The following is a 19415-nucleotide window of genomic DNA, read 5'->3' on the forward strand; positions in this document are numbered from 1 at the left end:
CGTCACTTGAACGCAGGCGTTGGCTGGAATCTGAGAACTCCTTAAAAGGAGCATTCCGAGTTTTCCACAGGGTTCACATGAAATCCGGCGTATCCGCCAAATGGATGATGGCGCGCCAGCTGGCGCTCAAGCAAGATGTTTGTTCAGTCAAAGGATTGAAAGACTTCACTTGAAGACGGCAAAACCTTTCACGACCAGCGCGTGAAAAAATACTCGGATAACTTTGGGGATAACTTGCCTGATCATCATTTACGCGCGGTTTGACTGGCCGAATACGAGGTAGTTCCAAACGAATTTATTAACAGCCAGACCCACGGCGTAATTCGTTTAGCGAGTCGATAGTTGAATGTTATCCACAAAGTTTTCCACGGTTTTTTCCGCTGTTCGATAGACGCTGCAAGGCCGACGTAAAGCACGTTTGCAAGCCCGTCGCGCGTGCCGGCTGGCATGCCTATTGCCCTATGAGGATCGTTGTTTATTTGTGCGTTTTCGACGATCTGAGCGGTTTGCAAGGAGCGTCGAAATTCACCTGGCGGCGGCGATCAAATTCCCGTTAGATTTCTGAGTTATCCCCAAAGTTGTTCCACGTGAATTCGGCTATCCGCGAGCGGACAATTGGGGCTGCTTGTTGATAACAATGTGCAGAACTCATAGGCTGCAGTGAAGGCGACTTTTTGACTCCCAATAAGATATCCACCGCTGCGTGTGAATAAATCATCGGCTGGTATTTGCGTCGTCGATTTGGATAATTTCTATTTTTTTATTTTTGCTCATGGCGGCGGCCGTTTGATTTTGAGGCGCCAAAGACTCTTCTGTCTGTGCCCGACTTTGAATGTTGGTTCGTCATTCAAGCTCCCTGTGTTCAGAGGTCCGGCCTTATCCGCGTTAATCGGCTTATCACGGACGTGTGATTTCACATGAAAATCCAAAAAAATTCATCGTTTTTGGGGTAAGGGGTAGGGTAGGGTGGAAAAAATCATTTTTTTTCATCCAGACTCTTGTTCGTTCGATCGACTAAGAAGATGGCGGCAACCCTCGATTCGAAGTTCTCTCGCTCGCCCAACTCCTATTTTTGAAAGCTCAACCGTCTTCCGGAAGACTAGGAGTGGACCGTTGGGCTACGAAAATTTATTGAAAGTAGTGTTTCACGTGAAACGCAGGGTGCAGAATCGCATCTGGCTTCGGATGTGTTTCACGTGAAACCTGCGATCGCCGGCTAATTTGAATATCGAGTTGGCAGCGTTGAAACCAGTTCAAATTGTGGAGAAGGGCGGTGTTTCACGTGGAACACCTACCCGTGTGTGCCTGTGGAACTCTCGCAAATCAACATCGTTTGGCTGTCTTTAGTTGGGGTGCAGCGGCTAGGGCTACGCTGGGTCTGGTGTTCCACGTGAAACATCGACGGGTCTGAGCAGCCGCTTCTCTGCCTGTTCTCGTTCGCGCCGTGAATGTTTCACGTGGAACACGGACTACTTGCGCAGGTGCGTTCGACAACGATGGGGATGGGTAGGTGCATATGTTCCACCTGCAACATCACAATCGCGTGCGCCTATAGGCCTGCTTTTGGATACCGGCACTTCGTTTATATAGAGTGTTCCACGTGGAACAAGACAGCCTTGCGTAGTCGAGGTCAACTGCAAGCTATGTGCTATCCGCTAATGTTCCACGTGGAACACTTTGACTCTCCACGACCCCTTCTTGTGCGAGGGAAGGGTGAATTGCTATACACCTATGTTTCACGTGGAACATCCCCGCCCTGATCTTTCTCTATTGACCACGAGGGCCCCCGCGAAACGTCAGTACCTGAATCGCCGTAGTCAGCACTCTCTGGCCAGGGCGCAAGCGGTGGTCACAAGTAAAGAAACACCGGCAGATGCCGACATATACACACCTCGGCACCATCTGCCGTCGCCTTTTTCCTACGGTCAATAGGTAGATGGCAAGCCGCTCCTGTCCTCTTTTGATGTTTCACGTGAAACATGGAACCCCTGCCTCTATAATGGGCACCGAACGCTCTCTTACCTTTCCCCCATCATGGACTATCCCCGCGAATTCGATGTCATCGTCGTCGGTGGCGGCCACGCCGGCACTGAAGCCGCCTTGGCTGCCGCACGCGCTGGCGCCCAGACGCTGCTGCTGACGCATAACATCGAGACCCTAGGCCAAATGTCTTGCAATCCCTCTATCGGTGGGATCGGCAAGGGCCACCTTGTCAAAGAAGTCGACGCCTTGGGCGGAGCGATGGCTTTGGCAACGGACGAAGCCGGGATTCAGTTCCGCATTCTGAACGGATCGAAAGGCCCCGCAGTGCGCGCCACCCGCGCGCAAGCAGATCGGGTGCTGTACCGCCAAGCGATCCGTGGACGTCTGGAGAATCAGCCGAATCTCTGGTTGTTTCAGCAGGCGGTGGAAGATCTGATGGTGGAGGGCGACCGAGTCGTCGGCGCCGTTACCCAGGTGGGCCTGAAGTTTCGTGCCAAGACCGTGGTCCTGACGGCGGGAACGTTCCTCAATGGTTTGATTCACGTGGGACTGCAAAACTACTCGGGCGGCCGTGCCGGAGATCCTCCCGCGATCTCCCTGGGTCAGCGTCTGAAAGAATTGCAGCTGCCGCAGGGGCGCCTCAAGACCGGCACGCCACCGCGTATCGATGGCCGCACGATCAACTACAGCATCCTGGACGAACAGCCTGGCGACTTGGACCCCGTGCCCGTGTTTTCCTACATGGGCAACGTGGGCATGCACCCGCGCCAACTGCCTTGCTGGATTACGCACACCAACGCCCGTACCCACGACATCATCCGTGGCGGCTTGGATCGTTCGCCCATGTATAGCGGTGTGATTGAAGGCGTGGGTCCGCGTTACTGTCCCTCAATCGAAGACAAGATTCATCGCTTCGCCGATAAGGAATCCCATCAGGTCTTCCTGGAGCCTGAAGGCTTGGATACGCACGAGGTTTATCCGAACGGCGTATCGACCAGCTTGCCCTTCGATGTGCAGCTGAACCTGATCCATTCCTTGCGCGGTCTGGAAAATGCGCACATCATGCGCCCCGGCTACGCGATTGAATATGACTACTTTGATCCACGTGGATTGAAGAGCACGCTTGAGACCAAGGCAATTGGCGGTTTGTTTTTCGCCGGCCAGATCAACGGTACGACGGGCTACGAAGAAGCCGCCGCCCAAGGCCTGTTGGCCGGTGTGAATGCTGCACTGCTTTCGCTGGGCCGGGATCAGTGGACGCCTCGTCGCGATGAGGCCTATCTGGGCGTACTGGTGGATGACCTGGTCACGCGTGGCGTGACCGAGCCCTATCGCATGTTCACGTCGCGCGCGGAATATCGCCTTAGCCTGCGCGAAGATAATGCCGACTTGCGTCTGACCGAAATTGGCCGCCAGCTGGGCATTGTCGACGATGTGCGTTGGGACGCTTTCAATCGCAAGCGCGACGCGGTAGCCGCAGAAGTTGAGCGCCTGAAGTCGTCGTGGGTGAACCCGCGCCTGCTGCCGGCTGAAGTGGCCGAACCCTTGCTCGGCAAGGCGATTGAACGTGAGTACTCACTAGCAGATCTGCTTAAACGGCCGAATGTTTCCTATGAAGCATTGATGACCACCCTCAATGCCGATGGCTCGCTATTGGCGGGGCCCGGCGTGTCGGCAGACCCCGTTCTGGCCGAGCAGGTCGAGATCCAGGTGAAATACGCCGGGTATATCGCACGCCAGCAGGACGAAGTGCAAAAGCAGATTTCGCATGAGCAGCAGCCGATCCCGGCGGATGTGGACTATGACGCAGTGACCAGCCTGTCGTTCGAGGTGCGTCAGAAGTTAAAGACGCATCGTCCCGAGACAGTCGGCCAAGCCGCGCGCATTTCTGGTGTGACCCCCGCAGCCATCTCGTTGCTGCTTATCCATTTGAAGCGCCTGCATTACGGCTCGCGCAAGCAAGCCGCATGACTGTTCACACCAATCAGGCCGGCACAGACATGGCCGGCCGCCTTTCTCGCGCATGCGAACAGCTCGGCGTACACGCCGACGCCGCCGCTCAGACCAAGCTGCTGAATTATCTGTCGCAGATGCAGCGCTGGAACCGCACGTACAACCTGACCGCCATCCGCGATCCGCAGCAGATGTTGATCCAGCATCTGTTCGATAGCTTGGCCGCCGTAGCGCCGTTCAGCGAGGCGCTAGGCGCTGCTGACGTGTCTGCCAAGGTCTACGACGTGGGTTCGGGTGGCGGCCTGCCTGGCGTGGTCCTGGCGATCATGCGGCCTGCCTGGTCCGTGAGCTGCGTCGATGCTGTCGAAAAGAAAACCGCATTCGTCCGCCAAATGAGCGGTGCGCTGGGCTTGCCCAATCTGCAAGCACGTCATGCCCGCATTGAAACGCTGGACCCCGCCGAATGTGACATCGTCACTTCGCGCGCCTTCGCGTCTCTGGACGATTTTGCTCAGCTCGCGGGTCGCCACGTACGCAACGATGGTACCCTCGTCGCCATGAAGGGCAAGGTCCCCGAAGAAGAAATTCAAGCGTTGCATGCGCGCGGGGAATGGCAAGTCGACCACATTCAGCCGCTCCGTGTTCCGGAGCTGCAAGCAGAACGCTGCCTGATCTGGATGCGCCGCAACGGCGGACGCAACGAAGGAACCCTATGAAGAACTTACCCCCCAGCGACACCGCCCGAGTATTCTGCATTGCCAACCAGAAGGGCGGTGTGGGCAAGACAACGACCGCCATCAATCTGGCGGCTGGTCTTGCCACGCACAATCAACGCGTGCTGCTGGTGGACCTGGACCCTCAAGGCAATGCCACGATGGGTAGCGGCATTGACAAGAACGCGCTGAAATCCAACCTGTACCAAGTGTTGATTGGCGAGGCCACCATTGAGCAAGCTCGTGTACGGTCGGAGTCGGGCGGCTATGACGTCCTGCCGGCCAACCGGGAATTGTCCGGCGCCGAGATCGACCTGGTGCAAATGGACGAACGCGAGCGTCAGTTGAAGACCGCGATCGATACCGTGGCCAATCAGTATGACTTCGTGCTGATCGATTGCCCGCCGACGCTGTCGCTGCTGACCTTGAACGGCCTGGCCGCGGCTCATGGCGTCATCATCCCGATGCAGTGCGAGTACTTCGCCCTGGAAGGTTTGTCTGATCTGGTCAACACCATCAAGCGCGTGCATCGCAATATCAATGACGACCTGCGCGTCATTGGATTGTTACGCGTGATGTTCGATCCGCGCATGACGTTGCAACAGCAAGTGTCCGCGCAGCTCGAGGCGCACTTTGGCGACAAGGTTTTCAAGACCGTAGTGCCGCGCAATGTGCGTCTGGCCGAAGCACCCAGTTACGGCATGCCGGGCGTGGTCTATGACCGCGCGTCACGGGGCGCTCAGGCGTATATCTCGTTTGGCGCCGAAATGATCGAGCGCGTCAGGAAAGACTTGAAGTAAGTAGTGCTTATGTCCGTCGCAACGCTCTTTTCTCAGACGCCGCAACAAGCCGAACACACGACGCAAGCCGACGTGCGTGATGGCCTGCGCGTGCGTCTCGAAGAGGCCGCGTTGAACGCCACGGCAGTGCGTGCGCAGGTGCTCTATGATGGTTGGCTCGTGCGCTTTGCGCCGTCCGTGGCCAAACGAGTGCGCAGCGTCAATGTGCTGGGGTTATCCACACGTCCGCTGGACGAGCGGCTGGCGTATTGTTCTTCGTTGTATGCGCGCCATGGCTTGCCCATGGTGCTGCGCATTACCTCCATCGGCCCCGATTTTTCCCTGGACGCCGAACTGGAGGCCCGTGGTTATACCTTCACCGGTGAGACCCGAGTCATGAGCATGCCGCTTGGCCCCAGGCCCAGCGGCCGGGGTGGCTTGCTCTTTACGAAAGTCGGCACTGATCGCTTTGCTCAAGCGGTTGGCGCCATGCGCGGCTCGGCGCAAGAGCACATCGGCGAACATCAAGCGCGCCTGCAGGGGCTGGCTGTGGATAAACAGCCGGTGCTGGCGATCGACGCCGCAGGCCAGTGCGTTGCTGCGGGCCTGGCCGTCCGCGACGATGACCTGCTGGGCCTGTTCGACATCGTCACAGACCCGGGGCAGCGGCGTAAAGGCTACGCCGATGCCCTGGTAGAGCACTTATTGGCTGAGGGCGCCGCCGGCGGCGCCACCACCGCCTATTTGCAGGTAGAGCCGGAGAATACAGCCGCGCGGGCCTTGTACGGCCGCTACGGTTTCAAAGACTGTTACGCGTATTGGTACCGCCTGCCTGCCGAGCAGGCGGACGCCTGAGCCTGGCTCAGGATACAAAAACAGAAGGAAAGAGGATTTAACTATGGCCACCAAGAAACCCAAGGGATTGGGTCGCGGACTGGACGCCTTGCTGGGCGCAGACGCGCCAGCGATCGATAACATCGGCCGCGCCGTTGCGGCCAAGCCCGAGGGTCCGCCATCCACCTTGCCCATCTCGAAGATGCGCGCCGGCAAGTATCAGCCGCGCACGCGCATGGACGAGGGCGCGTTGGGTGAGCTGGCCGAATCGATCCGCACGCAAGGCATCATGCAACCCATTCTTGTGCGCCCGCTTGGCGAGTCTGCACCCGGCCATTACGAGATCATCGCGGGTGAACGCCGTTTCCGCGCCGCGCAGATTGCTGGCTTGAAAGAAGTGCCGGTGCTGGTGCGTGAAGTTGCCGACGAAAACGCGGCAGTCATGGCGCTGATTGAAAACATCCAGCGCGAAGACCTGAATCCGCTCGAAGAGGCGCACGGCGTGCGCCGCCTGTTGGACGAATTTGGCCTGACCCATGAACAGGCCGCGCAAGCGATCGGCCGTTCCCGTTCCGCCACCAGTAATTTGCTGCGCCTGATGAATCTGGCATCTGCCGTGCAAACCATGCTGCTGGCGGGCGATGTCGACATGGGCCATGCGCGTGCGCTGCTGGCGGTCGACGCGGCGACGCAGATCCAATTGGCCAACCAGATCATCGCGCGCCGCCTGTCGGTGCGGGAAGCGGAAAAACTGGTTGCCAAGACGGCCAAGGAATCGGAATCCGCGACGTCTCCCAAAAAGAAGACCAATGGCGCTTCGCGCGACCTGACGCGTCTGGAAGAAGCTTTGTCCGATCACCTGGGCACTCGAGTGGCCCTGAAGGTCGGCGCCAAGGAAAAAGGGCAGATCGTCATCGATTTCCATGGCTTTGAGCATCTGAATTCGTTGCTGGAACGCCAGGGCTTGTCCGGAGTGGTCGATGCCTGAGCACGCGTTGCCGGTCATCGCGGTGCTGGCAACGGGCGGCACTATCGCGGGCGCTCAGGCTGATGCCACGTCCGCAGGATATAAGTCCGGTTCGTTCTCGGTCAGCGATCTGCTGGCAGCAGTGCCGCAACTGGCGGGCATCGCCGATATCCGCGCCGAACAGGTCGCCAATGTCGGCAGCCAGAACATGACGCACGACGTGTGGCGTGCGCTGGCAGCTCGCGTGGAGACGCTATGCCAGGACGCCTCGGTGGCCGGCATTGTCATCACGCATGGCACGGACACACTTGAAGAAACGGCTTATTTTCTCAGCCTGGTAATCGGCCACGACAAGCCTGTCGTGCTCGTGGGCGCCATGCGTCCTGCTACTGCGCTGGGCGCGGAAGGCCCGGCCAATTTGTATAACGCGGTGGCGCTGGCGCGCCATCCGGATGCACGCGGGCGCGGACCGCTCGTCATCATGAATGAAGACGTGCACTACGCGCGTGAAGTTCAGAAGATCGCCAGTGCCGGTCTATGTGCATTCACATCGCCTAATCGCGGCCGTGCTGGCGTCATGCATGGCGGTGTGCCGTGTTTCTATTCTCGCAACACCACATTGCACACGACACAAAGCGAGTTTTCACTCGCATTGTTGGAAAAGGCCGGTTGGCCTCGCGTGGAAATCGTCTATGCCTACGCCAACTTGGAAGCTGATGTGATCGACTTCATGGCAGGCGTTGCTGATGGCATTGTGCTGGCAGGCGTGGGCGACGGCAATGCGACGGATGTGGCCATCGATGCCTTGAGCCGTGCCGCCACAGATGGCGTGCCGGTTGTGCGCTCAAGCCGCACGGGCAGCGGCTTTGTCGCACGCGATGTCGAACTGGATGACGGCAGCCTGGGTTTTATCGCCGCGCGCGATTTGAATCCGCAAAAGGCGCGCATCCTGCTGATGCTGGCGTTGTCCGTCACCCGTGATCCGGCCGCGCTTCAGGGCGTCTTCGACCGCTATTGAACCCCGGGCGGCTCATCCGCCGCGCCACCATGTTGCGCCAACCCCAGGTTGCTGCGCAGCATGTCGTAGACCTGCCGCGTCAGCGGATTGATCAGATCTCGCCTTATCCACAGGAAGTAGGTCACATCCGGCAGCGGCGGCAGCCCTTCCTTTTCTCCCAGTACGCGCATCTCAGGCCCAAGCAGTTCCACGCTGCGCGCTGTGACGCCCAGGCCGGCGCGTAGCGCTGCTTTGATTCCCACCAGATTCGGCGCCACATAGTTGGTGTGCCAGCGCACGCGCGCCTGTTCCAACGCATTGAGCGCCAGGCGGCGAAAGATGCTGGGCTCGTCTGCCAGCACGAGCGGCACGGGCGCATGCACGTCGTGCACATAATCGGCGGACGCCAGCCACACGGTGGGCGAGGTGCGCAATGCCACACCTTCAAAGTCCTGATCAAAGCGAGTGGAAATCGTCAGATCAATCTCGCCGGCTCGCAAGGCATCCATCAGAAACGGGCTGCGGTCGACGCGGATTTCCAGTTTCACGCGGGGGGCGGACCGTGCGATGTGCGTCAACAGCGTAGGCAGGATGGTGTCCGCAACATCGAGCGGCGCGCCCAGACGCAGGTCACCCTCCAGCGGCCCAGCTTGCAAGGCCCGCAGCGCTTCATCGTTGATGGCCAACATGTGGCGTGCATATTCCACCAGGCGCCGTCCGTGCGACGACAAGGCCTTATTGCGCCCTTGTTTTTCGAACAATGGCAGGCCGATCATCACTTCCAGCCGTTGCATCTGCTGCGTGATGGCTGACTGCGTCTTGTGCAGCCGGTTGGCGGCTTCAGAGAAAGTCTCGTGCTGGGCGATGGCGGTTAACGTGCGTAGCAGGTCCAGATCCAGATTGCGCATAGCGAGCTCAGAAAAAGTATTAGCAATGCTAATGGATTCTTGTCGCAATTTAAATTGTTGCGTTGAAGGCTGGGGGATACAGTAAGTGCAATAACTCATGAAAAACGAGGGAAAGCCAACGTGAGCACTGCACATCCTCATCAAAACGGCATCACTACTGCCATTGGAAATATTAAAAAAACTGTAGGAAATAAGGGCCTGAACCGCGACAGCCTGCAAGCCGTGCTGGCAGATCTGGTCGGTTTGGCGTCGCATACCGATTGGTGGGCTGACGACCGCTATCCGGCGCCGGAAGATGGTGAGCGCCAGGCGCGCTACCTCATCGCCGAAGATGAAGACAAGAGCTATGCGCTGTACCTGAATGTCATGCGCCCGGGCAACAAGATCGTGCCCCACAACCACACCACCTGGGCCTGTATCGCTGCGGTCGAAGGGGTGGAATACAACTACGTTTACGACCGTACCGATGACGGCACGGTGCCCGGTGTGGGGCATTTGCAGAAGACTGGCACTGTCGTGGTGGGTCCGGGTTCGGGCATAGCACTGATGCCCGACGATATCCATGCCGTGGAGATCCAGGGCGACAGCGTGATCCGGCATCTGCATATGTATGGCCGCGCGCTGGAAACGCTGAACGAACGCCTGGGATTCGATCTGGCCAACGGCACTTGCAAAGTCATGCCTATCGGCGTGAAGACGCGGCGCTGATCATGAACAAGCCCTACAAGTCCGCAACGCGCCTGCTGCGAGCGGGGCGTCCCCATCAGGGATGGGTGAATACCCCGGTCACACGCGCCAGCACGTACGTCTTCGATAGCGTTGCCGCGTGGCGCGACACGCGAACGCGTCGCGAGCAAGAGCGCCTGCCTTCTTACGGCGCTCGCGGCACCGACAGCACGCATGCGCTGGAAGACGCGTTGATCGAACTTGAACAGGGCTTTCGGGCCAAGCTGTACCCAACAGGGCAGGCTGCCATCGCCACGGTGCTGTTGGCCTATCTGCGCGCAGGCGATCATGTGTTGATCACCGATGCTGTCTATGAACCCGTGCGCCGCTTTTGCGCCGAACATCTGACCCGGCTGGGTATCGAACACACGTATTACTCGCCTGACGGCCACGGCATTGAAGCGCTGATCCGGCCCAACACCCGCATGATTTACGCAGAGTCCCCGGGTTCACTGACGTATGAAATGCCGGACCTCACCAAGTTATCCACAACCGCCCGAAAAAACGATTGCTGGCTGGCTGTGGATAACACGTGGGCGTCGGGTTTGATATACAAACCGCTCACCTTGGGCGCCGACATTTCCATTCTTGCGGCCACCAAATATCTGGGCGGACACGCCGACGTCATGATGGGCGCGGTTGTCACCAACGACCGCGCCTGGCGGGCGCTGGAACGGGCCACGATAGATTTCGGCCAGACGGTTGGCGCCGACGATGCGTTCCTGGTGCTGCGCGGAATCCGGTCGTTGCCTCTACGCATGGCGCAGCACGCCCGCAATGCCATGCAGGTGGCGACATGGCTGCTGGATCGTCCAGAGGTGGCGCGCGTGCTGTGTCCGGCCTTGCCCGGCGATCCCTCACATGCGATCTGGCGGCGCGATTGCAGCGGCGCCAACGGGCTGTTGACCATCGAACTGTCAGCTGCCTTCAACAATGCGGACGCCGAGCGTCTGATCGACAGTTTGCAGTTGTTCGGCATCGGCGCATCTTGGGGCGGCTTTGAAAGCCTGGCCGTCCCGGTGCAGTTGAACACCACGCGTTCCTTGCCCAGCGCTACGCCTCACGGCGCCATGTTCCGTTTACATATCGGCCTGGAAGATCCTGAAGATTTGATCGGTGATCTTGAACAAGGCTTGTCCACACTGACTCACTCCCCCCGTTCCATTCGAATTTCATGATGCCTTCCATTTCCGATCAAGCTTTCGCCACCATCGACTCGCACACGCTAAAACAATGGTTGCACGACGGGCGCGAAATCGCGCTGCTGGATGTACGCGAACACGGCCAATACGGTGAGTCGCATCTGTTCTATGCCGCGCCCGTACCGTACAGCCGGATCGAGGTCGACATTGTGCGTCTTGCGCCCCGGCGCGACGTCCGTGTCGTTGTGTACGACAACGGTGGCTTGGACGACACGGCTGCGCGGGCCGCCCGTGCGCTGGCTGCACTGGGCTATACGCAGGTGCACGGCCTGGCTGGCGGCATCGCGCAATGGCAGCAAGACGGTTATGCCGCATTTGCCGGGGTGAACGTACCCAGCAAGACGTTCGGTGAACTGGCGGAAGAAGTTTTCCACACCCCTCGCATCGGCGCCCGCGAATTGGCCGCGCGCCAGCAGCGTGGCGACGATCTGATCGTGCTGGACGGCAGGCCTTATGCCGAATATCAAAAGATGAGCATTCCCGGCGGCGTGTGCTGCCCGAACGGGGAGCTGGCGCTACGCGCCCACACGCTGGCAAAGAATCCGAAGACCACCATTGTGGTGAACTGCGCTGGCCGCACGCGCAGCATCATCGGCGCGCAGACTCTCATCAATCTGGGCGTGCCCAACCCGGTCTATGCACTGGAAAACGGCACGCAGGGCTGGTACCTGGAAGACCTGCAACTGGACCATGGCGCGCGCCGCCGCTATGACGACCACATCGATCAGGCAGCCGTGCCCGCACTTGCCGCGCGCTCAGCGCAACTAGCCGAACGTCATGGTGTGCCGTATGTGAATGCGGATACGGTGCAAGCCTGGTTGAGCGACGCGGCCCGAAGCACGTTCCTGTGCGACGTGCGTAGCGCAAACGAGCATGCGCAAGGTTCTTTGCCTGGCGCGCAGCACACGCCGGGCGGGCAACTGATTCAGGCAACCGATCAATATCTGGCCGTGCGCGGCGCACGCATAGTTGTTTTTGATGACGAGGGCGTGCGTGCCCCCGTCGTTGCCAGCTGGTTGCGTCAGATGGGCTGGGACGCCACCGTGCTGAAAGAGGGGGTGAAAGCATCGCTGACGCACCCCGTTGCGCAGGTGAGCACGCCAGCGTTGACCAATCTGTCCGATGCAGGCCTGGCCGCAGTGCTGGCGGATGGCGCGCAACTCATTGATATCCGCCCCAGCATGCAATACCGCGCCAGCCATATTGCCGGTGCGCGCTGGGGAGTGCGGCCACGTCTGGACCAGCTGAATCTGGACACGACGCGTCCAGTGATTCTGCTGGCGGAAGACGAAGCGCTGGCCGCCTGGGCCGCCGGCGACCTCCGCGCGTCGGGTGTGAAGGACATCAAGGTGAATACAGGCACGCCAGACAGCTGGACCGAGCACGCTATTGCCCTGGAATCCACGCCAGCCGAACCGGCTGACAGCGACTGCATTGACTATCTGTTCTTCGTCCATGACCGGCATGACGGCAACAAGGCGGCGGCGCGCCAGTACTTGGCCTGGGAAACCAATCTGGTCAAACAGATCGACGAACGCGAACGCGCGGCCTACCGGTTTCCCGCGCACGGATAGCCCGGCCGCCGCGACAGCCCGCAGAGGCTGAGCGGCAACCAACACGCATCAAGCAGATCAACACGCCCCGGCGGCTTTCGCCGGCGGGGCGCGGACGGTTCATGGCGAACCGGAACGCAAAGGACGGCCGAGTATCCGGCCGCCAACACAAGGGGAAGTCCAAATGAAGCAACCTGCATTGCACGCTTGCAAGACAGCCGCCGTGGTCATGGCTGGTCTGTTATGGGGTTCGGCCGTTCACGCCCAAGCGCAGTCTCAGTCACTGACGCCGCTGGCTGACTATCCCAAGCAGGCCATTACCGTGGTGTCGCCGTTTCCTCCCGGGGGCGGCAACGATGGGGTGGCGCGCCTGATCGCCCAAGAACTTGGCACCATCATTGGTCAGAGCGTCGTGGTTGAAAACCGCTCCGGGGCGGGCGGCAATGTTGGCACGGCGCAGGTGTCGCGTGCCAAGCCAGATGGTTATACGCTGGTGATGTCGCAGACCAGCGTGATGGCAGTCAATCCCCGTTTGTACAAAAACGTAGGCTTTGATCCGGTAAAGGACTTTGTACCGATCTCGCAGATCACGTCTGCGCCGCTGGTGCTGGTCGCCCGTACGGAAAGCCCGTACAAAAGCATGAACGACTACCTGGATGCCGCGCGCAAGCAGCCCGGCATCATCACCTATGCCACGCCTGGCAACGGCACGATGAGCCATCTGATGGGCGCGCTGGTGTCGAAGAAGGCGGGCGTGACCCTGGTGCATGTGCCGTATCGCGGGGCGGCGCCCGCCATCACCGATTTGATGGGAGGCACGGTAGACATGTTGATCACGTCGCCTGCTTCCGCTGAACCCATGGTGGCAGCCGGCAAGCTGCGCATCTTGGCCCTAAGCCACGAAAACAGCATCGGCATCTTCAAGGGGGCGCCAACGCTTAAACAGAGCGGATTGGACGGCATCACTGCGGATGACTGGTATGGCTTGTTCGCGCCTGCCGGTACTCCGCCCGATCGTGTGGCGTACCTGGCGCAAGCGGTGACTCAAGCGATGAAATCCCCCAACGTGATCGCCAAGATCAACAGTGGCGGCAGCTGGCCTGTTGGCAGTCAGCCGGCCGCGTTCAAGACGCGCCTGCAAGAAGACACGGTCTATTGGGCCGATATGGTGAAAACTGCTGGCGTCTCGCTGGACTGACGCTGGGTCCGGAGGCTGGGTCCGGAGGCTGGGGCCGGGGCGTGATGCCGCCGGCCGGCCGTCAGACCGCCAGAGTATTGCCGACGGCAGCGGTTAGCGCCTCGTAGCCGGGTGATTTTTGCGCACTGGTGTTGGTCACCAGATGGTCGACGCGATCGGCCGCGCAGTAGGACACGCGGCTGCACAGTCCAATCTTGCTGAAGTCGGCCAGCAGCACCAGTTGCTTGGCATTCGCAGTCATCGCGCGAGCCACCTCGGCCTCGCGCAAGTCGTAGTTGGTTGCGCCGCATTCCGCATCTATGCCTACCGGCGACAGCAATGCCAGATCCGCCCGGTAGCGGTGGATCTCGGCAATGGTGATGTCTCCCCCCGTGGCGCATACCGGGCCATCGACAGAGCCGCCGAGCATGATCAGCTGATTGGCGCCGTTGCCCGCCGCGCCCACCTTCAAGGCCACATCGAATGAATTGGTGATGATGGTCAGCCCCGACAACTTGGCCAGTTCGTCCGCCAGCACGCTGGTCGTGCTGCCTGCATCCAGAAACAAGGTCTGCCCGCTGGCGACCAGTCCCACTGCCGCGCGCGCAATGGCGCGCTTGTATTTGACCCGTGTGTGCACGCGTTCGGCGATGGGCGGCTCGCTATGCACCGGTACAGCGCCGCCATGCACGCGCCGCAACTCGCCCATGGCTTCCAGTTCAAGCAGGTCCCGCCTGACGGTTTCACGCGATACGCCGAGTTCACCGACGATACGGTCTGTCGATACCTGCTGCAATGAAGACAGCAGGGCGCGGATTCTCTGGTACCGCTCTTCTTGCCACATATCTGATGCTTCCTAATCTATCTCCGCCGCCGCGCAGCCCCGGCGATCAACGCGCGCAGCATCAGCAGAGAACCTCCCACGACCAGCATGATAAGCGTTGAATACGCCGCAGCCTGGGATACGAATCCGGCTTCGTCCAGCCGCAGCACAGAGACCGGCGCCACGCTGACTGACGGAGTCACCAGAAAGATCACGGCCGACAAGGTCACCATCGAACGCATGAACAGAAAGAAGAACACGCCCAGCACGGTTGGCCCGATCAGCGGCAGCACGGTGTCGCGCAGTACATGCAGCGTGCCGCCGCCCAGGCAACTGACCGCTTCTTCCAGCGCCTGCGGCACGGCGCGCATCCCCGTCATCATCGTCAGGAAGCCCTGCGTGTGATAGTGGTAGAAATTGCAAAGCGCGATCAGCGCGGCGCTGCCATACAGTGCGTACAGAGGCGTTCCGGGTGAATTGAACGCAAAGATGTATGACAGCCCCAGCACCAGTCCCGGAACGCCCACCGGCAGCACCGACATCAAATACACCATCTTCGCCCAGCCCCGCGGAATGCGGCACACGCCAAAGCACAGGAAGAACAGCAGCAGCACGCCGCCGCCCGCCGCAGCCAGCGATAGGTACAGCGACGTCCACAGTGGCGCGTAACCGCCGCTGACAGTGATGTCGTAATGCTTGAGCGTCCATTCCATGCGATAAGGCCAGAGCCGCATGAAGCTTGCAAAGATGACTGTCGCGACCGTCAGGATGATCGTGCTGCAAGCCAGCAGCACGCCAATGGTGAAGACCGTGTCGCGTCCGCGGGCGGGCTGCGGCGTCACTCTTAGCCCGCTGGGTGATGCCGATCCAAACTGGCGCTGCGAGGCCACACGTTCGATCTGCACCGAGATCAGCGAAGGCAGCAACAACAAGATGCCCACCACCGATCCCATGCCAAAGTTCATTTGGCCGGACACCTGGCTGTAGATCTCTGTTGCCAGTACCCGGTAATTACCCCCGATCACTGCGGCGTTGCCGAAGTCCGTGATGGTGATGACAAACACCACGAAACCGGCACTAAGCAAACCGAACTTGCAGTTGGGCAGGGTCAGGTCAAAGAACTGCCGCGTGCTGGACGCGCCCATGACTTCGGCCGCGTCGTAATAGCGGGCGTCCATGTTGCGCAACGCCGCCTGCAGGATCAGCACAGCTTGGGGCAGGGCGTAGAACACGTTCGAGATCAACAAGCCCCAGAATCCGTAGATATCGATTTCCCACCCGGTCCATCGATGCACGAGTCCGTTGCGTCCCAGGATAAAGATCAGGCCCAGGCCCTGCACAAGCGAAGGCGCCAGCAGGGGCAGCACCAGCGCCAACTGCACAATGCGTTTGCCCCGCATACAGCTGCGGTCCAGGCCATAGGCGATTGCGAAACCCAGCACGACACTGATGACGGTGGTGGCGGCGCTCATCGCCAGACTGTTCACGGTCGCCGTCAGAATGCCGCGCGTCGCAAACACCTCGGCATAGTTGCCCAAACCCACCGAGCCATCTTTCTCGATCAGGCTGCGCCAGGCAACGCAAGCCAAGGGATAGAGAAAAAACAGTGCCAAGCCAGCCAAAGGAATCGCGACGCAGGTCCATAGCAAAAGGCGGTCCGCTGTCCAGGGGGCGCGGCCGGCTGGCGCTGCAATGGCTGCACCGGCGTGCAGGGTGCTCATGCGATGTTCCTTGGCGCTGTCATGCGCTGACCCATGCGCACAGTGCCGGATCGGTTTCCAGCCGCACCGCCGCTCCGCGCGACAGGCCCGCCGCGCCATGCTGTTCAACGACAAGTTCGCGTCCCAGCCACGCCACGCGCAAACGGGTGAGATTTCCCATAAAGGTCATGTCCTGCACCCGTCCGGGACCTTGCTCGTCGGCGGCGATGCGCAGGTTCTCCGGGCGCAGGCAAGCCTCAAATCGTTCACCGTTCCCGTCTGGCCGGGTCGCCAGCAGTTCAGGCATGGCCTGGCTTACCCAATCCGTGGGCAGCAGATTGCTCAGTCCCACAAAGTTCGCGACGAATCGCGTGCGGGGCCGCAAGTACAGGTCGGAGGGCGAGCCTACTTGCTCAATACGCCCCTCGTTCATGCACACAATCTTATCGGCCAGCGTCAGCGCTTCTTCCTGGTCGTGCGTGACCATGACCGTGGGGATTTTCAGCCGTCGTTGTACATCGTGGATTTCGGCCCGCATATCGGTCCGCACTCGGGCATCCAGCGCCGACAGCGGTTCGTCCAGCAAAATCAGCGCCGGGTCCACGGCCAGCGCGCGCGCCAGCGCGACGCGTTGCTGCTGGCCTCCCGACAGTTGATGCGGATAGTGCGGCGCATAGTCGGGCAGCTTGATCAGCGTCAGCAGTTCCTGCACTCGCGTGGCAATTCGCTCTCGTGATTCGCCGCGTATGCGCAAACCGTAGCCGACGTTCTCGGCGACGGTCATGTTGGGAAACAGCGAGTACGACTGGAATACGATGCCGAATCCGCGTTTGCGCGCAGGCAGCGCGCTCAGGTCGCGTCCGCCCAGTGTGATCGTGCCGTGGTCAAACGGCAGCAGCCCCGCCACGATGCGCAACAAGGTGGTCTTGCCGCAGCCGCTGGGGCCGAGCAGACAGACAAATTCGTGTTCGCCTACAGATAGATCGATATCTTCCAGCGCCACCGACGCGTCGAAGGTTTTCCGTATCCCACGCAATTCCAGATACATGGCGTCTCCACGATGGTTTGCGGCCGGCGTGCCGGCCGCAAACGCATCAGCGCTTGATGGTGTCCTGCCAGGTTTTAATCGTGGCGTCCCGCTCGGCGGCGGATTGCTGGAAGTTCACGGGATACAGCACGGCGGTCAGGTCTTTAGGCAGACCCGCTGCTTCCGCGGCCTTGTTGGGGGCGGCGCCGGGGATCGTCACCAGCTCTTTGTATTTGCTGTAGAGGCCGCCGGCCTGCGCGGACAGCGTCCAGTCCAGAAAGCGTTTGGCATCGGCTGGATTTTTGGCCGTTTTCATCAAGCCGGATGCTTCGAGCTCATAGCCTACCCATTTCGACGGAATCACCATCTTGACGGGGAAGCCTTCTTCGATGGACTGCATGGCGGGAAAGGCGAAGGACACGCCAATGGCGTATTCGCCAGCGCGCGCCATCTTGCAGGGCCGTGAACCCGACGGCGTGTATTGCGCCACGTTTTTGTCCAGATCCTTCAAGAGCGCCCAGCCTTTTTCCGGACCCATGCCCTGCAATAGCGCGACGATCTGTAGATATCCCGTGCCCGATGCGGCGGGGCTTGGAATAACGATCTCGCCTTTGTACTCAGGCTTGGTCAGATCTTCCCACGAAGTGGGCATGGGCAAATTCTTGGATTTCAGCCGGTCGGTGTTGACACAGAAGGCCGCGACATAACCCGTGGCGGCAAACCATTTGTTGTCCGCACCCTTGTATTGGGCGGGCAAGGCATCAATGCCTTTGGCCGCATAAGGCTCCAGCAGATTCTGTAGCCGCGGGTCCAGCATATTGCTGACGGCAAATCCCCAGATGACATCTTGCTGCGGGTTGGATGCCTCGGCGATAAGACGGGCGCCCAGGTCGCCGGTAGACAGGCGCAAGACGTTGACCTTCACGTCCGGCATGGCCGCATTGGCCGCCTTGAGATAGGCGGCGATCTCGTCTTCTTCAAGGGCGGTGTAGACGGTGATGGGGCCCGCGTGAGCGGCTTGCGCACAACCTAGGGAAATTACTGCAACCACAAAGCTAAGCTTCTTCATACATTGCATGATGGAACTCCGGTGGGAATACACGGCAACGGTGAGCGACTTATGCGGACGGCGACCCGCCTGAATCCAGGGCGTGGTTGCAGTTTTAAGTATATTTGCAAATTTGTGGCAACGTGTCTAGACTGGAAAAACCCCTGGGAGCGCATTGATGCAAACGTCTCCGCCGCTGTCGGCGCAACAACTGGCCGAGTTTTCCTCGTTCGCACAGACCTTGGCGGATCGCGTCCGCCCCTTGTCGCGCAAGTGGTTCCGCCATGCGCTGTCGATCGACACCAAGGCGGACGCCAGTCCGGTGACCCAGGCGGACAGGGAAGTTGAAGCGGCCTTGCGCGAGGCGATCACCCAGCGCTATCCAGACCATGGAATTTTCGGCGAAGAATTCGGCGCCTTGCATGCCGAAGCCGAACTGGTGTGGTCCCTTGATCCTATCGATGGCACGCGTGCTTTCATCTCCGGCAATCCTCTATGGGGCACCTTGTTGGCCCTTTTGCATCAGGGCAAGCCGGTGCTGGGCGTCATCGATATCCCCATGCTTGAAGAACGCTGGATAGGCGCGGCGGCCTCGCCCGCCCGTCTGAACGGAGAGATCTGCCGCGTCAGCGCCTGTACCGAGTTGCGCCACGCCATCCTGTACGCCACGTCGCCCGATATCTTTGAAGGCGCGGAACTGGCGGGATTCAATGCCCTGGCCGAGGCCGCGCGTATGCGGCGATTTGGCGGTGACTGCTACAGCTATGGCCTCTTGGCCAGCGGCCACGTCGACCTGGTGGTCGAAGCCGGCCTGCAACCCTATGACTATCTGGCGCTGATGCCCGTGATTGAAGGTGCGGGCGGCGTCATTACCGATTGGTCGGGGCAGCCGCTATGCCTCGAATCCCTGGGCCGCGTCGTCGCGGCCGCCACACCGCAACTGCATCGCCAGGCGATGCGCGTGCTGGGGGCGGCCCTGACCTGAACGCCGCGCCGCCCGCCCGCAGGACAACGCAACGCTTCAG

16 protein-coding genes are annotated in these 19415 nt (G+C 60.3%); 11 read left to right on the plus strand and 5 right to left on the minus strand.

Translation table 11 applies throughout. The features are described 5' to 3' along the window. The first annotated feature begins 2034 nt into the window (after positions 1-2034). The 6 genes from mnmG to RAS12_RS21890 are packed head-to-tail and all read left to right on the plus strand — an operon-like array spanning position 2035 to position 8247. Positions 2035-3954, plus strand: coding sequence for a tRNA uridine-5-carboxymethylaminomethyl(34) synthesis enzyme MnmG (mnmG, locus tag RAS12_RS21865; protein WP_306940785.1), 1920 nt, complete (start codon positions 2035-2037; stop codon positions 3952-3954). Further along, positions 3951-4652, plus strand: a complete 702-nt coding sequence (rsmG, locus tag RAS12_RS21870; protein ID WP_306940787.1) for a 16S rRNA (guanine(527)-N(7))-methyltransferase RsmG — start codon at positions 3951-3953, stop codon at positions 4650-4652. Before mnmG ends, rsmG begins: the two co-directional genes overlap by 4 nt. Then, positions 4649-5449 carry a ParA family protein gene (locus RAS12_RS21875; RefSeq protein ID WP_306940789.1) on the plus strand — a complete coding sequence of 267 codons (801 nt, stop codon included), beginning with the start codon at positions 4649-4651 and terminating at the stop codon, positions 5447-5449. Before rsmG ends, RAS12_RS21875 begins: the two co-directional genes overlap by 4 nt. A 9-nt stretch (positions 5450-5458) precedes the next feature. Then, positions 5459-6283: a GNAT family N-acetyltransferase gene (locus RAS12_RS21880; protein WP_306940791.1), complete on the plus strand. Its 825-nt coding sequence runs from the start codon at positions 5459-5461 to the stop codon at positions 6281-6283. A gap of 43 nt (positions 6284-6326) precedes the next feature. Next, on the plus strand, positions 6327-7250 hold the full coding sequence (locus RAS12_RS21885; RefSeq protein ID WP_306940793.1) for a ParB/RepB/Spo0J family partition protein: 924 nt from the start codon (positions 6327-6329) through the stop codon (positions 7248-7250). Then, positions 7243-8247 (plus strand): asparaginase, encoded by a 1005-nt coding sequence (locus RAS12_RS21890; protein WP_306940795.1) that lies wholly within the window; start codon positions 7243-7245, stop codon positions 8245-8247. The genes RAS12_RS21885 and RAS12_RS21890 overlap by 8 nt, the downstream gene beginning before the upstream one ends. Here the strand turns inward: RAS12_RS21890 and RAS12_RS21895 are convergent. Continuing rightward, on the minus strand, positions 8241-9134 hold the full coding sequence (locus RAS12_RS21895) for a LysR substrate-binding domain-containing protein (protein ID WP_306940797.1): 894 nt from the start codon (positions 9132-9134) through the stop codon (positions 8241-8243). The two genes, RAS12_RS21890 and RAS12_RS21895, sit on opposite strands and share 7 nt — an antisense overlap. Before the next feature lie 120 nt (positions 9135-9254). On the opposite strand from RAS12_RS21895, the gene RAS12_RS21900 reads away from it, so the two are divergent. The 4 genes from RAS12_RS21900 to RAS12_RS21915 all read left to right on the plus strand — a co-directional run bounded on the left by RAS12_RS21900 (position 9255) and on the right by RAS12_RS21915 (position 13813). Beyond that, entirely contained in the window at positions 9255-9842 is a 588-nt protein-coding gene (locus RAS12_RS21900; RefSeq protein ID WP_306940798.1) for a cysteine dioxygenase family protein, read from the plus strand. 2 nt (positions 9843-9844) lie between these two features. Next, positions 9845-11038 carry a cystathionine beta-lyase gene (gene metC / locus RAS12_RS21905; RefSeq protein ID WP_306940800.1) on the plus strand — a complete coding sequence of 398 codons (1194 nt, stop codon included), beginning with the start codon at positions 9845-9847 and terminating at the stop codon, positions 11036-11038. Beyond that, a complete protein-coding gene (locus RAS12_RS21910; protein ID WP_371321311.1) occupies positions 11038-12636 on the plus strand; it encodes a rhodanese-like domain-containing protein in 1599 nt (532 codons plus the stop codon). The genes metC and RAS12_RS21910 overlap by 1 nt, the downstream gene beginning before the upstream one ends. 163 nt (positions 12637-12799) lie before the next feature. After that, positions 12800-13813: a Bug family tripartite tricarboxylate transporter substrate binding protein gene (locus RAS12_RS21915; RefSeq protein ID WP_306940803.1), complete on the plus strand. Its 1014-nt coding sequence runs from the start codon at positions 12800-12802 to the stop codon at positions 13811-13813. Positions 13814-13874: 61 nt separating this feature from the next. Here RAS12_RS21915 and RAS12_RS21920 read toward each other — a convergent pair whose 3' ends face one another. From RAS12_RS21920 to RAS12_RS21935, 4 genes are read right to left on the minus strand one after another with little or no spacing between them, the layout of a single operon-like run. Then, the gene (locus RAS12_RS21920) at positions 13875-14636 is read right to left on the minus strand and encodes a DeoR/GlpR family DNA-binding transcription regulator (RefSeq protein WP_306940804.1); all 762 of its coding nucleotides are present in this window, start codon (positions 14634-14636) and stop codon (positions 13875-13877) included. 17 nt (positions 14637-14653) lie between these two features. Then, a complete protein-coding gene (locus RAS12_RS21925) occupies positions 14654-16336 on the minus strand; it encodes an ABC transporter permease subunit (protein ID WP_306940806.1) in 1683 nt (560 codons plus the stop codon). 19 nt (positions 16337-16355) lie between these two features. Continuing rightward, positions 16356-17363 carry an ABC transporter ATP-binding protein gene (locus RAS12_RS21930; RefSeq protein ID WP_306940807.1) on the minus strand — a complete coding sequence of 336 codons (1008 nt, stop codon included), beginning with the start codon at positions 17361-17363 and terminating at the stop codon, positions 16356-16358. A 46-nt stretch (positions 17364-17409) separates the two neighbouring features. Beyond that, positions 17410-18420: an ABC transporter substrate-binding protein gene (locus RAS12_RS21935; RefSeq protein WP_306940809.1), complete on the minus strand. Its 1011-nt coding sequence runs from the start codon at positions 18418-18420 to the stop codon at positions 17410-17412. Between the two features lie 148 nt (positions 18421-18568). Between RAS12_RS21935 and hisN the strand changes: the two genes are divergently transcribed. After that, on the plus strand, positions 18569-19375 hold the full coding sequence (gene hisN, locus RAS12_RS21940; protein WP_306940811.1) for a histidinol-phosphatase: 807 nt from the start codon (positions 18569-18571) through the stop codon (positions 19373-19375). The last annotated feature ends 40 nt before the right edge of the window (positions 19376-19415 follow it).

The organism is Achromobacter seleniivolatilans, from assembly GCF_030864005.1.
In the GTDB taxonomy this organism is placed as follows: Bacteria; Pseudomonadota; Gammaproteobacteria; order Burkholderiales; family Burkholderiaceae_B; genus Achromobacter; species Achromobacter seleniivolatilans.